Source organism: Adhaeribacter pallidiroseus (assembly GCF_003340495.1).
Lineage (GTDB): Bacteria > Bacteroidota > Bacteroidia > Cytophagales > Hymenobacteraceae > Adhaeribacter > Adhaeribacter pallidiroseus.
In genome coordinates this window covers 6,169,090-6,182,000 of record NZ_QASA01000001.1, presented here as the reverse complement: position 1 = coordinate 6,182,000, position 12,911 = coordinate 6,169,090, and the positions used below count along the sequence as shown (strand labels likewise).

The window sequence follows — 12,911 nt, the reverse complement described above, 5'->3', positions numbered from 1 at the left end:
TACTACCACCAGTAGGCTTGGCTGTTTCACTGGAATTCCAAAATAGCTTAATCAAAATGAAAAATTTCTTCCGGTCTATCCACTTATACCTGAGCTTGGCCTGCGGATTGGTTATCGGCTTAGTTTGCTTTACGGGAGCAACCATGGTTTTTGAGAAAGAAATGATGCAAGCCATTTACCCGGACCGGTACCAAGTAACCCCCGGTACCCAGCGCTTGCCTCTGGAACAACTGCTGACCAATTTTAACCAAGCCAAACCGGGTATAAAAGTAGCCGGGGTAAAAGTTTACAGCGATCCTACCCGTACCGTAGAGTTAAGCTACTCCGATGAAAAACCTGCAGGTAAAGATGGCGATAAAGGTGAACACAAAGGATCGGAAAACCGCGAGCATAAAGCCGAAGAGAAAGGCGGTGCCGCAGGTGCTGACAAAGGTGAAAAAGGAGGCCACGGTGGTCCGGGCAAAGGTGGTAAAGGTGGCGGGGGACGGCCCGGCAATGTGGCTTTTATAAATCCCTACACCGGGCAGTTAATTGCTACCTCCACCCAAAAAAATGCTTTCTTCCGGAATATGTTTGAGTTGCACCGTTGGTTATTAGTGCAGGAGCCCGGAAAGCTTATTGTGGGCGTGAGCACCGTGGTATTTCTGTTTATTTTAATAACCGGTATTATTTTGTGGTGGCCCAAAAACAAGAAAATTTTGCAGCAGCGCCTCACCGTTAAATGGAATGCCGGCTGGAAACGCATTAACCACGACTGGCACATTGTAATTGGTTTTTATACCGCTCTGTTTTTATTTGTGTTTGCCTTTACCGGTTTGGCCTGGTCGTTTGAGTGGTTTAACGATGGCATTTACACCCTTACCAATACAACTAAAGACCAACCCGAACCACCCGTTTCGCAGGTAAAAGAAGGCGCTAAACCCATTACGTTTGATCAGGCTTTTGCTACCGCTCAGCAGCAAATACCGAATGCGGAGTTCTATCAATTTAATCGTCCGCGCGAAGCTGAAGATGCGTTTATGGTAATGGTAATGCCCGCTAATGCGGCCCATGAGCGCGCCACCAGTCAGCTATTTATCGATCAGTATTCCGGTAATCAATTAGGCCAAATAGCCTTTGCCGATAAAAACCTGGGACAACGGATTCGGAGTACGTTTTACCCGGTGCACGTGGGTTCGATCGGCGGTTTACCGGGGCGTATTATTGCCTTTATCTCTTGCTTAGCCGGCTTTACCTTCCCGATCACCGGCGTAATTATGTGGATTAACCGCTTGCGCAAGAATAAGAAAAAAAGCCAGAAAAGAGCGTTTGCTCAAGCGCGGTAATAAAAAGCATCTTAATAAAAAGAGTTAAAACTAGATTCGGGTTTGAAGTAAAAATTTAAAATTTTTTCCTTAAACAACGGATGTACTTTACTACTTTACTTTAAAACAATCTTGTTTTTACGGCTGCTACTTATTTCCGAACAGCTGTTTTTTTGGCCAGAAGGATACCAATGCTAACACCGATTTGAGGTGAAAAATAAGCGTTATTTTCGTGTTTCTTCAACGGGTAAGTAGTATCAGTCCAAGCGCTAGAGCCATACCCTTCTTCATAAATAATCCGGTCAATACTACGCACCCGGTAACCCAAACCAATATACGCTTCATTAAATAGTAACTTAGAAAGTTGGCTTTCTACTCCCCATAATATTTTAACACCATAAGTATTCACGTTTTGAGATTCCAGAGAATAATAAGCACTACTATATCCGGATTCGACGTAACGTAGTTTTTCATAGGACGATGATTTATACAAACCCAGAAGCTACACGTACATCAGTCGATAAAGATTCTGATATTCAATAGCAGAAAAACTTATATATTTTTTTATACCAACTTGGCTTATGAAGCCCGATGCATAGGTGTTTCTAGAGTCCCAAAGGGAATATTCTTTTCTTGGCCCTTTAAACCAACCTAACTTTAACTCGGAACTATAATTTTTAGAAAATTTAAATTCTGTAATCAGGGCTTTTTCTCCCACTAAAAACTGAGTGGGCGTTACTTTAAAGCCAAACCGAAAATTTTGAGATGAATTTGCTTGAGCCTTTGCCACCAAACTTACGCAAACACCAATCATTGTTAGTAGTAGTCGCATATTTAAACAGATAACTACTTAGTATTACTTCCCCAATAAATAGCGCCACCTACGTTATCGTGCGGGGCGCCGGTAACACTGCTTAAACAATTAGGTTCCTGGCGCCAGCGGAGAACCCCTAAAAAGGCGAAAATCAGCGCCTCCTTAAAACTTACTAATTCTGGTTCCGGTACTACCATTGTAAATTCATTTCCTAAATCTTGCTGAATAAGCTCGATTAAATAAGAATTAAAGGCTCCCCCACCCGTGGTTAACACACGCCGCGATGCGGTACCCGGCAATACTTTCTTGATACTGTTTGCAATATGATAAGCAATATGCTGACAGGCCGTTTGCAGTTTATCCGGTATAGAACAACTAGCAACAAGTAAGTATTGTAATGTATGGGCATCTACCCATTCCTTGCCCAATGACTTTGGATGAGGAGCGTTAAAATAATCGGAAGCATTGAGCTGATCCAATAACATTATTTGTACTTTCCCTTGCCGCGCTAACCGGCCATCCTCATCAAAAGGTAAATCAATTTGGCTTACCAAAGCGTTCAGTAACATGTTGCAGGCCCCGGTATCAAAAGCAATTCGGCCGGTTGGGCCGGGTACCGAGATATTAGCAATACCTCCTAAATTTAAACAACAATCGTAATCGCCAAACAGTAATTGATCGCCAATAGGAACCAGCGGCGCTCCCTGGCCGCCAAGCGCCATATCGAGGGTCCGGAAATCGCAGACTACGGGTAGTTGAGCCGCCGCTGCCAGGTAAGCGCCATTGCCTAATTGGTAGCCAATATGCTGACTGGGCTGGTGAAAAATGGTATGCCCGTGCGAGGCAATAAAGTCCGGGGTAATCCCGTTTTTACTAACGAACTCCCTTACCGCGTGGCCCAAATACGTTCCGTACTGGTGATCAGCTAAAATAAATTTTTCGGCAGAAACAGCCATTAGGGCATTTAAACGCTGTTTCCAAAAAAAAGTATATGGTAAAGTAGCAGTATAATATATTTTATATATCCAATTTTGATTTTTTTTCGTAAATATGCAGTATGCTAAGTCGACTCCATCCAGAGAGGTGCCCGACATGAGCCCGATAACATGGTAAGTATTCATACGTTAAAGGTAGACTTTTTTTGTAAATACGAAGCATATTGTAGAGCCCGTGTTCAGATGCACTTGAATCCCATTGATGTGTAAAATTGTGTGTTGTATGTAGGAACTTGTTTTAATTTTTTTAATTATGAGTATGAGAAATTTGTTATCGAGAGTGGAGTCTAAAAAAATAGACAAAGCGGCCTCGATGCTCAAGGTGTTAGCCCATCCGAAGCGCCTTGCGATAGTGGATCTTTTAGGGAAAGAAGAGAAGATGACGGTTACGGAAATTTATAAATATTTGGATTTACCGCAGGCCATTGCTTCTCAGCATTTAATTACCTTAAAAGATAAAGGAGTGTTATCTTCTTTTAAAGTAGGCACTAAAATCTATTACTCGCTGTCAATTCCCAAGTTGATAGATGTGATTGATTGCCTGGAAGAATGCTGCACCGATATTTAATGAAACTACTAGCTTAAAATAAAAAAGGATTGCTTACCGCAATCCTTTTTTATTTTATTTCTTACCGGTGCTTGGCTACTTCTTGTAAAAAGGATTGTCCCCATAAATAAGCCAATAAGGGAAAAACAATAAACGATAATTTATTATAAGTAAACGCCGCGCTAAAATCCAGGTGAATCAGGTGCATAATGGCCCGGGCCATGCCACAGCCATAACAAGCTCTATCTAATAAAAGCTTACTTAAACAAAGCGAAGTACCGGTATCGAACTGATTAGCTGGTAACAGTAGCAATATAACCGGCACCAAAATATACCCCGTGATCTTAACGTACGACAACATTTTTTTAAAAATTATAAATCATCCAGCGTTTCGGAATATTCGCCACCTTTCGGCTTTAAATCACCCATCAAAATCCGGATCAGATCGATCAGGGCCCAAATGCCACAGCCACCTAAGGTTAATATCTGCGCAATACCAATACCGGTATAACCTAAATAAAAACGGTGAATACCCAATGCTCCTACAAAAAAAGCTAATATAGCCGCAATTAACTGGCTCTTTCCAGTTTCGGCTGCATCGGCGGGAACAGTTGCTTTTTCTTTTTTCTCGGCAGCTTTGATAATGGCTTTTACGTCTTTTTTAACTTTTAACGCGGCTTTTAACTGCGCTATCTTGGTAATCTTCTTTGCGCCCGCAATGGTTTTAAGCGGTTGTATTTTAGCTTTTGCCGTAGTTGTAGTTATGTGGTGGGTAGAAGCCACTAACGCTGCTACTTCTTTTGCCCGAGTTGATTGTGTTAGCAAATCGGCAGCAGTAACTGCTTTTTCCTGGCTCTCATTACTGGCAGCAACGGGCGCTTTTTTCTTATAATGACTACCGTACGGATCGCCTACTTTGGGAAAATAATAAGTTTCGCGGGCACAGGCAGTTAACAAAAGTACCGCAACTAAATGGCTGAATAAAAATTTAAGTTTCATAGGAAAGATTTAATTTGGTTTAAATGTTTATTTTAAAAAACACAAATGTATCGGGTGCTTCTGAAAAGAGGCATTTAAAGAAAGTAAGGAAGAACGGGATTGTAAAAACGACTCTATTAATGACAACATCAGGTTTAAGAGCTGTTACTAACTAGAACCAGGAGGTAGGTAAAAGTGAAAGAGTTATTTTGTTGGCATAGGCGTATTCCTTTATTTGTTCATGTGTTTTCAAATATAGGAAAATTTTATTTTGAGCATAATGCAAATTAAGATTTTAACCGTTAGTAGTTAAAATCTTAAAAAAATCAATCTTAACTCAAAGAGAAATTTTGTTTTAGTTAAATAAATTGAATTTACGTGCCTATATACAACGTTTTTTTAAATTTTACTAAGGCAGGAACTACCAAATTGGCTCATGAGTAATCAAGCACAATTTATTAAAAATAGTAAAATGTTGTAGGAGCGTTATATGAAAGAAGCAAGTGGTAAAATTATATAATAATTAGCTATGAGCCGGTAAACCGATGATGGTGGTATTACTAACTAAGTTTAATTTTAAAAAATTAACAAACAAAAAGCGGCCTGTACATGATACAGGCCGCTTTTTGTTTGTAAGCTAAAGCTTATTGGTTATTTACATTCTAGCCCTGGTGTTCTTCGGGCTGTTTTTCTAAATCAAATAAATCATTTAATACATCAATTAATGTTTCGGCTTCGCCCCGTTTACAAGCGGCTTTTAACTGCAACACGGGTAGCTTAATAATCTTCTGCATCATGGATTTGGTAATTTCATCCACGCGCCGGCTTTCTTCGGGACTTAGCTTTTTTAAATGGCGGGCCATTTCTTCTTGCCGGATACTTTCTAAAGCATTTTTTAATTTATGAATAGTAGGCGAAACTAGCATTTCTTTCGACCAATCATTAAACTGTTCGATAGATTCAGCAATAATTTCGCGCACTCGCGGAATAGCGGCCAAACGGAGTTCCAATGCCTTCGAAGCTTTGTTTTGAATGGTATCAATGTTGTACACCAAAACGCCGGGTATGTTTTCTACCTCCGCTTCAATACTACGGGGCACCGCTAAATCAATAAAAAACTTATACGATAATACGTTTAACCGCTTAACCATTTCGGTGGTAAAGAACGGGGTATCGCGGGCAATCGAAGAAATAATTACGTCCGCTTCTTTTAAACCCTGAACAATATCTTCAAAGGGCAATACCGGCAACTGGCACTCATTAGCCAGCAATTGAGCTTTCGAATCGGTGCGGTTGGTAATGGTAATATTGGTAAACGCCGCTGATTCTTTTAAATTCCGGCAAACATCGGCGCCGATTTCGCCTAAACCCACCACCAGTATTTTCGGATCAGCAATGTCGGCGGTTAATTCTTCTACTAATTCAATAGCAGCGTAAGAAGTAGAAGCTGCCCCGTCGCGGAAAGAAGTTTCCTGCACTACGCGCTTATTGGTAAAGAAGATGGTATGCAACAACCGGTGTAAGAACGGCCCGGCGGTACCATTATCCGCGGACCATTGATAAGCCTGTTTTACCTGGTTAGAAATCTGAATATCGCCCACTACCTGCGCATCCAAACCCATGGCTACTTCAAATAAATGCTGCACCGCATCGACGTGGCTATTAATAATGGTAAAATAATCCAGGTATTGCGCTATATTGGTCATGTTCTTGGAAATACCCAAAAGCTTGACAATTTCGGCACTGTAATCCGTATCAGAAGTATAATAAATCTCGGTCCGGTTACAAGTAGATAAGATAAGCAAGTCAGAAGCCTGAATATATTCCTTCAGGGTCTGCAAAAATTGCTTACAGGAATTCTCGTCTAAAGCAATCAGCTCGCGGATATCCAACGGTGCCTTTTTATACGATAACGTTACTGCTTTAAAGTTTTGAAGCATGATAGAGGTACGAACTAGCCCGCAAAATTACATTGCGGTTTATAAAAATAAAACTATGTAGGTAAAAACCAAGTTTATTTATAATCATTTTAAATTGTAACGGAGTTATTGGTAGTAAACGTTGCCTCTGCTAAATATTTTTTTAAATAAGCATCTGTTTTACCAGTAACTTTCGTTTATAAACCGCACATTATTTTATTTAGCTATAAGTTAATACCATAACTGTAATAGAGCGTGCTGTTATATTAACACAAAATGCTACCAATTTATTCCAAAAAAACCAGATTAAAGTTAGTAATTATTGTAATTGCCTTGTTAATCGGAGCCGCTTCGGTATTGTACAGCAATTTTCTGGTAAGCAAATTATCGGATCGCGAAAAACAACTTATAGGCCTGTATGCCAGAGGATTACAATTCACCATCGACACTAAATCGGATGAAAACATGGTTTTTATTTATTCCGAAATTATCGAAGCAAATAAAACCATACCGGTAATTTTAACGGATGCCCAATTAAATGTACAATCATCCCGGAATATACCGTTCTCCAAAAATATTTCGGAAAAGCGCAAACAAGAGTTACTGCGCCGCGAACTCGAAATCATGAAGGAGCAACATAGCCCTATTATGGTAGATTATGGCGGCAACACCAAAAGTTATATTTTTTACAAAGATTCAGCCGTACTCTCGCAATTGCGCTATTACCCGTACGTGCAGTTAACGGTTATTGCGTGCTTCTCTTTAATGGCTTATTTCGCTTTTAGCTATTCGCGCAAAGCCGAGCAAAACCGGGTTTGGGTAGGTTTGGCGAAGGAAACTGCGCACCAGTTAGGCACACCGCTTTCTTCCTTAATGGCTTGGTACGAGTATTTAAAAGCCAGTCCTACTTTCCAGAACGAGCCTATTGTGGAAGAACTGGGCAAAGATGTACGGCGACTCGAAATTATCACGGAACGCTTTAGCAATATTGGCTCGGTTCCGGCTTTAAAAGACGAGAATATTCTGCGTGTCACGGAAAATGCTATTAGCTACCTGCGCAACCGGGTTTCTAAGAAAGTGGATTTTACGATTAAAGCTGATTTTCCGGTTGATACGCCAGCTAAAGTAAATATTCCGTTGTTTGAATGGGTAATCGAGAACATTTGCAAAAACGCCATTGATGCCATGGAAGGCAAAGGCAGCATTGATGTGCGCCTTTCCTTTGCCGGCAAAAATAAAAGCAATGTAGCCATCGATATTAAAGATACGGGCAAAGGCATTCCGAAAAGTAAACTGAAAGACGTGTTTTTACCCGGTTACACTACCAAAAAACGGGGATGGGGTTTAGGTCTGGCTTTAGCCAAGCGCATCATCGAGAACTATCACCAGGGTAAATTATACGTAAAATGGTCCGAACTGGGTAAGGGCACCATGTTCCGGGTAATGCTTAACCGGTAAATTTAAAGTCACCTACGTATTACCTATAATTTTAAGGTTGTTATACAGGTTAAAATTTAAAATTACTTGCCTACCGCGGCGGCTGGCCGGGCGCGTAAAGCAGACCAGGTTTCATCAATGGCAATCTGGGTAACGCATTGCAGCGCTATTTGATCTACCAAGGTCCGGATTACCTCTCTTTTTAAATCGCTTTTAATTTTGCCGGTGCCTTTGGGATAACACACCCAGAACAAACCATCGTAGGTGCCAGCGCCGGCAACAAACCGCAGGTGTTGTTCCAGTTCTTGCTTATTACTTCCAAATACCGCGATAAAATCGTAAGATCCCATAATTTCGGGGGTTATCTGGGTATCGTGCGGCATATTCGCCAGCAAAGCCGAAAATGCCGCCGGTGCATTCACAATCAATTTCTGCTGATGCGGGAATAAGCGTAATTTTTTAAAAATAAGATCTGGATTCATGCAACAAAGCTTGAAGTAAATTTTAAAAAAGTACCATTTAGTTACTGAGCAAGATACTAGTTTTGCCACTACTACCTAAATATTTTGTATTTTTCGCGCATACTTACTTATTATGAATCTACGAAATCTTTTTCGCAAAAAAGATATAGCCGCTATTGTTGCTGAGTTTGACCGCACGGAAGCCCTGCATACCACCGGTGGATTAGTTCGCAACCTGACTTTACGCGATTTAACGGCCTTGGGCATTGCGGCCGTTATTGGCGCCGGCATTTTTAGTACTATTGGCAATGCCAGTGCGGCCGGTGGTCCGGCGGTATCGCTTTTATTTGTGTTTACGGCGCTTGCCTGTGCTTTTTCGGCGATGTGTTACGCGCAGTTTGCTTCTACCGTACCGGTATCGGGCAGTGCCTATACCTACGCGTATACTTCTTTCGGGGAGTTAATTGCCTGGATTATTGGCTGGGATTTATTAATGGAATACTGTATTGGCAATATTGCCGTCGCTATTTCGTGGTCGGATTATCTAACCTCGTTTTTAAGCGGTTTTGGCGTAAAAATGCCCATGTATCTCACCATGGATTACTTATCGGCTGCCCGCGGCCATACCGCCGCTACGGAGCTGCTGGCTCAAGGAAAAACCTTAGCCGATGCCACCCCTACCGTGCAGGATGCTTACGCGGCCTGGCAGCAAGCACCCCACTTGGGCTCCATGCGGGTAATAGCGGATCTTCCGGCTTTGTTTATTACCATGGTTATTACTTACCTGGTATACGTTGGCATTAAAGAATCCAAGCAAACGGCTAACTTATTGGTACTGCTTAAGTTGTTAGTAATATTAATGGTAATTGTGGTAGGTGCTTTTTACGTGCAACCAGCTAACTGGAGTCCTTTTGCGCCCAACGGAATTAGCGGCGTTTTAAAAGGCGTTTCGGCGGTATTTTTCGCGTACATCGGTTTCGATGCTATTTCTACAACCGCCGAAGAATGCAAAGATCCGCAGCACGACTTACCTAAAGCTATGATTTACGCCTTGGTAATTTGTACCATTTTGTACGTAACCATTACTTTGGTTTTAACCGGTATGGTGCCTTATACCGAACTGGGTATCGGCGATCCGCTGGCTTATGTATTTGAGCGCTTAAATTTAAATATTATCTCGGGCATTGTGGCTTTTAGCGCCGTAATCGCCATGACCAGCGTTTTACTGGTTTTTCAGATTGGGCAGCCGCGTATCTGGATGTCGATGAGCCGGGATGGACTTTTGCCCCAGGCATTTTCTAGAATTCACCCTAAATTCAAAACCCCTTCTTTTGCTACTATTGTTTCGGGCATGGCCGTAGGTATTCCGGCTTTGTTTATGAACTTAACCGAAGTAACCGATTTAACCAGCATTGGTACCTTGTTCGCGTTTGTGCTGGTTTGCGGGGGTATTTTACTCATTGATCACGATCAAGCCCGTTTGCCGGGTACCAAAGGTTTCCGGGTGCCTTATTACAATTCCAAGTTTGTACTGCCGTTGTTATTGCTGCTGGGCCTGGTATTAGCTTTATACTTTAATGCGCCCGGGGTGAAGCAATTTTTTAGTTTAGGCGATGGTATTAATTCTGGCTGGGACGTAGTAAAACACCGCTTACCGATGTATGGCTTCCTGGTGGTTTGTTTAGTATTGGCATACTACGCTTTTACCCGAAACCTATCGTTGATTCCGGTTCTGGGTTTGCTCACTAACTTATACCTGATGACAGAGTTAGGAATTACCAACTGGAGTAGGTTTCTATTGTGGCTGGCCTTAGGGTTGATTATTTACTTTAGCTACAGCTACCGGCATAGCAAACTTTATCAAAACAAGTAATTTTTGTTATTAGGGGTTCGTTACTTAGCTCATATTTTATTAGACAAAGATCCGTAAAATCAACGGATTAAATAAACCTATTTCGCCGAAGTACCACCTTACCGAGCTTACTTGTTAAGAGCCGTATTTTTTATATATCGTTGGGCTTTAACTTCGTGCGCGTGGCTTTTTTATCGGCCTGGTATTTTTTGCTCTGTAAACGTTGCTCTTTAATGGCTTTACTGGGTTTAGTGGCTTGGCGGGGTTTAAGGCGCGTAAAAGCTTTTTGCAGCAATTCGTAAAACTTTTTCACGCAAGCTTCTTTATTGGCTAACTGACTGCGCTCCGTTTGACAAATAATCTGTAAATAACCCTCGTTGGTAATGCGGCTGGCTAGTTTCTCCAGCAGTACTGCTTTTTCTTCGGGCGTCAGCAACATCGATGCTGCCACCGGAAAACGTAGTTCTACTTTGGTGGCAACTTTGTTTACATTCTGACCACCCGGCCCGCCACTTCGTGAAACCTGAAAAATAAATTCCGGATAAAAATCACGGTGTTTACTGGTTACTATCATGTAAGGCAAGTACGCAAACTAAGGGCAAAAGTAACAAGTAGATACCAAACCTATCCGCCGTTACTACAAAAAAACCGGTACTTACAAACGTCTCCTCACACATTATTAAAAAAAATACCTGTACAACATCAGCCCGAGGCTAAACGGTGATTTGACTTTAAAAAGCCAATAATTTTTAAATTTAGGGCAGTCTACGGCGTTTTGTTTGGCTATTCTTACGTGGTTTGCCGTAATTATAATACTGGAATTACCAGTGTAGTTTTTCAAGAAAATCATTCTGGTAAAACGATAAAGGAATTTAGGCAACAAAATTAAAAAAATACGGTTATAAAACTGCGGTTCTTAAACGCGCTTTTGCATGAGTTTATTTAACTTTTCTATGAGCAAACCTTTTAACGTACCCAATCAGGTAATTTACATTTGCACCGGCAGCAAATGTAAAAAACGCGGCGGGAAAGAATTATGTAAACTTTTCCGGGACCAGGCCAAGAGCGCCGGCTTGAAAAATACCGTTGAAATTATAAAAACCGATTGCACCGATCGTTGTGATTTTGCGCCCGTACTCAGCTTTCAACCGCAAAACGTTTGGCTGCACCAGGTAGCGGAGTACCAGGTTCCACAACTCTTTCGGCAATACCTGCAACCGCAGCCAAGTGCCAACTCTAATACTTCTTTCTCTTTAGATACGAACCAGGATCAAATTTAAAAACAAGCTTCAGCCTTTAAAACCAGAGCGCTTCCAGCAGTAATATAACTTATTGTTTTTAGAAGATAATTTATGATTTAAATCTGCTATTCTAAATATAATTAGTATATTCACCCGTAATACGGTAAAGCGCGATGGAAACTTTTTAAGGCGACTTTACCTGTTACAACAGTTACCACTTTCTCTTCAGTCATTGTCGTTCCGATTTTTAGTTGCTGGCATTTTTTTAGTAACTAATAGCCATTACTTTTCTGGTAATAAGATTACGGCTAAGTAATATACTGTTCTTAACGGTATAATTGCTTCGGATTTTACTCATCGCTCCTCTTTCCTGGTTTCTTATCCGGTGTACTCTCGTGGTACTTTTACTCCCTGTTCTATTTAAGATAGTACCGTTTAAACTTGTATAGCCTTTTTCTCGCTCCACTCCCGATGAAAACAATAATCAACGATTCTCTGGTAAATTCTACCGTTGAACACCCCCGTCAACCGGATGATTTTAACGAACTGCTGCAGAAATGGAAAAACCAATCGTACGACGACGTGCGGATTAATTACGACGACTTTATTCAGAGCAACCCCATTTTACAAACTTTTTTAAATCTGGGGGCCTGTTTAACCTGGATTATGGATATGCGCACCATGCAGTATACTTTTATCAGCAGCAATGTAAAACAGATATTAGGCTATGAAACACATTATTTTTTTGAAAGAGGGGTGCCGTTTATATCGCAGATTATGCACCCCAGCGATTTACCCAAAACGGCCAAACTAGTTAAAATCATCTGGGATTTTTTAGTAACACTACCTGTATCGGAGCGCCAAAAATATAAATTTAGCGGTGACTACCGCATTGTTAAACCCGATGGCAGTATCGTACGCATTTTGGAGCAAAACACCATTTTACAACTCGATCGTAAAGGCAACATCACGCATTTACTCGGCGTAGGATCTGATATTACGCATTGGAAAAAAACGGACGACAGCATGGCCTCGGTTATTTGCACCGAAGATGATACCTGCTTTTTTTGCACCGCCAATGATGACTACTTAAGACCCCAGGTAACGCTGAGTAAACGCGAAAAGGAAATTGTAAAATTAATCGCGGACGGCTACAACAGTAAATTTATTGCCGATAAACTTTTTATTAGTTTTCACACGGTAAACACCCATCGCCAGAATATTATCGAAAAAACCCATACCAAAAACACCAGCGGCCTTATTCAGTTTGCTGTTTGCCACGGCTTAATTTAAAAAATTTAGTTTGTTACGTTATAGTATACCCTTACCGGGTAATTACCTTAATAGCGTTAGCTCGTAGAGG

14 protein-coding genes are annotated in these 12,911 nt (G+C 41.2%); 6 read left to right on the top strand and 8 right to left on the bottom strand.

Features of this window, described 5'->3' with window-relative positions; translation table 11 throughout:
• The first annotated feature begins 56 nt into the window (after window positions 1-56).
• Window positions 57-1,325: a PepSY-associated TM helix domain-containing protein gene (locus AHMF7616_RS24800; protein ID WP_115375332.1), complete on the top strand. Its 1,269-nt coding sequence runs from the start codon at window positions 57-59 to the stop codon at window positions 1,323-1,325.
• Window positions 1,326-1,455: 130 nt separating this feature from the next.
• On the opposite strand, the gene AHMF7616_RS26235 is transcribed toward AHMF7616_RS24800, so the two are convergent.
• From AHMF7616_RS26235 to AHMF7616_RS24790, 3 genes are all read right to left on the bottom strand, one after another.
• Entirely contained in the window at window positions 1,456-1,713 is a 258-nt protein-coding gene (locus AHMF7616_RS26235; RefSeq protein WP_147275787.1) for a hypothetical protein, read from the bottom strand.
• A 93-nt stretch (window positions 1,714-1,806) separates the two neighbouring features.
• A complete protein-coding gene (locus AHMF7616_RS24795; RefSeq protein ID WP_147275786.1) occupies window positions 1,807-2,136 on the bottom strand; it encodes a hypothetical protein in 330 nt (109 codons plus the stop codon).
• A 14-nt stretch (window positions 2,137-2,150) separates the two neighbouring features.
• Window positions 2,151-3,239, bottom strand: a complete 1,089-nt coding sequence (locus AHMF7616_RS24790) for an anhydro-N-acetylmuramic acid kinase (RefSeq protein ID WP_115375330.1) — start codon at window positions 3,237-3,239, stop codon at window positions 2,151-2,153.
• Window positions 3,240-3,372: 133 nt separating this feature from the next.
• Between AHMF7616_RS24790 and AHMF7616_RS24785 the strand changes: the two genes are divergently transcribed.
• The gene (locus tag AHMF7616_RS24785; protein ID WP_106929154.1) at window positions 3,373-3,681 is read left to right on the top strand and encodes an ArsR/SmtB family transcription factor; all 309 of its coding nucleotides are present in this window, start codon (window positions 3,373-3,375) and stop codon (window positions 3,679-3,681) included.
• 61 nt (window positions 3,682-3,742) lie between these two features.
• On the opposite strand, the gene AHMF7616_RS24780 is transcribed toward AHMF7616_RS24785, so the two are convergent.
• The 3 genes from AHMF7616_RS24780 to hemA form a co-directional block, all read right to left on the bottom strand.
• Window positions 3,743-4,021, bottom strand: coding sequence for a DUF2752 domain-containing protein (locus AHMF7616_RS24780; protein ID WP_115375329.1), 279 nt, complete (start codon window positions 4,019-4,021; stop codon window positions 3,743-3,745).
• Between the two features lie 11 nt (window positions 4,022-4,032).
• Complete coding sequence (locus AHMF7616_RS24775) at window positions 4,033-4,659, bottom strand: TM2 domain-containing protein (RefSeq protein WP_115375328.1); 627 nt, start codon at window positions 4,657-4,659, stop codon at window positions 4,033-4,035.
• Window positions 4,660-5,300: 641 nt separating this feature from the next.
• A complete protein-coding gene (gene hemA, locus AHMF7616_RS24770) occupies window positions 5,301-6,578 on the bottom strand; it encodes a glutamyl-tRNA reductase (protein WP_115375327.1) in 1,278 nt (425 codons plus the stop codon).
• Window positions 6,579-6,833: 255 nt separating this feature from the next.
• Between hemA and AHMF7616_RS24765 the strand changes: the two genes are divergently transcribed.
• Window positions 6,834-8,015, top strand: coding sequence for a sensor histidine kinase (locus AHMF7616_RS24765; RefSeq protein ID WP_115375326.1), 1,182 nt, complete (start codon window positions 6,834-6,836; stop codon window positions 8,013-8,015).
• A gap of 62 nt (window positions 8,016-8,077) precedes the next feature.
• Here the strand turns inward: AHMF7616_RS24765 and AHMF7616_RS24760 are convergent, their stop codons facing one another.
• Window positions 8,078-8,476, bottom strand: coding sequence for a hypothetical protein (locus AHMF7616_RS24760; protein ID WP_115375325.1), 399 nt, complete (start codon window positions 8,474-8,476; stop codon window positions 8,078-8,080).
• 112 nt (window positions 8,477-8,588) lie between these two features.
• Between AHMF7616_RS24760 and AHMF7616_RS24755 the strand changes: the two genes are divergently transcribed.
• Window positions 8,589-10,328 (top strand): amino acid permease, encoded by a 1,740-nt coding sequence (locus AHMF7616_RS24755; protein ID WP_115375324.1) that lies wholly within the window; start codon window positions 8,589-8,591, stop codon window positions 10,326-10,328.
• Between the two features lie 130 nt (window positions 10,329-10,458).
• Here AHMF7616_RS24755 and arfB read toward each other — a convergent pair whose 3' ends face one another.
• Window positions 10,459-10,881: an alternative ribosome rescue aminoacyl-tRNA hydrolase ArfB gene (arfB, locus tag AHMF7616_RS24750; protein ID WP_115375323.1), complete on the bottom strand. Its 423-nt coding sequence runs from the start codon at window positions 10,879-10,881 to the stop codon at window positions 10,459-10,461.
• Window positions 10,882-11,239: 358 nt separating this feature from the next.
• On the opposite strand from arfB, the gene AHMF7616_RS24745 reads away from it, so the two are divergent.
• Entirely contained in the window at window positions 11,240-11,587 is a 348-nt protein-coding gene (locus tag AHMF7616_RS24745) for a (2Fe-2S) ferredoxin domain-containing protein (protein ID WP_199474339.1), read from the top strand.
• A 432-nt stretch (window positions 11,588-12,019) separates the two neighbouring features.
• Window positions 12,020-12,841, top strand: a complete 822-nt coding sequence (locus tag AHMF7616_RS24740; RefSeq protein ID WP_115375322.1) for a LuxR C-terminal-related transcriptional regulator — start codon at window positions 12,020-12,022, stop codon at window positions 12,839-12,841.
• Window positions 12,842-12,911 lie beyond the last annotated feature (70 nt).

Excerpts from the sequence above, each read along its gene's own strand:
- AHMF7616_RS24800 (WP_115375332.1), top strand. The coding sequence starts at position 57 with ATGAAAAATTTCTTCCGGTCTATCCACTTATACCTGAGCTTGGCCTGC.
- AHMF7616_RS24795 (WP_147275786.1), bottom strand. The coding sequence starts at position 2,136 with ATGCGACTACTACTAACAATGATTGGTGTTTGCGTAAGTTTGGTGGCA.
- AHMF7616_RS24790 (WP_115375330.1), bottom strand. The coding sequence starts at position 3,239 with ATGAATACTTACCATGTTATCGGGCTCATGTCGGGCACCTCTCTGGAT.
- AHMF7616_RS24785 (WP_106929154.1), top strand. The coding sequence starts at position 3,373 with ATGAGAAATTTGTTATCGAGAGTGGAGTCTAAAAAAATAGACAAAGCG.
- AHMF7616_RS24780 (WP_115375329.1), bottom strand. The coding sequence starts at position 4,021 with ATGTTGTCGTACGTTAAGATCACGGGGTATATTTTGGTGCCGGTTATA.
- AHMF7616_RS24775 (WP_115375328.1), bottom strand. The coding sequence starts at position 4,659 with ATGAAACTTAAATTTTTATTCAGCCATTTAGTTGCGGTACTTTTGTTA.
- hemA (WP_115375327.1), bottom strand. The coding sequence starts at position 6,578 with ATGCTTCAAAACTTTAAAGCAGTAACGTTATCGTATAAAAAGGCACCG.
- AHMF7616_RS24765 (WP_115375326.1), top strand. The coding sequence starts at position 6,834 with ATGCTACCAATTTATTCCAAAAAAACCAGATTAAAGTTAGTAATTATT.
- AHMF7616_RS24760 (WP_115375325.1), bottom strand. The coding sequence starts at position 8,476 with ATGAATCCAGATCTTATTTTTAAAAAATTACGCTTATTCCCGCATCAG.
- AHMF7616_RS24755 (WP_115375324.1), top strand. The coding sequence starts at position 8,589 with ATGAATCTACGAAATCTTTTTCGCAAAAAAGATATAGCCGCTATTGTT.
- arfB (WP_115375323.1), bottom strand. The coding sequence starts at position 10,881 with ATGATAGTAACCAGTAAACACCGTGATTTTTATCCGGAATTTATTTTT.
- AHMF7616_RS24745 (WP_199474339.1), top strand. The coding sequence starts at position 11,240 with ATGAGTTTATTTAACTTTTCTATGAGCAAACCTTTTAACGTACCCAAT.
- AHMF7616_RS24740 (WP_115375322.1), top strand. The coding sequence starts at position 12,020 with ATGAAAACAATAATCAACGATTCTCTGGTAAATTCTACCGTTGAACAC.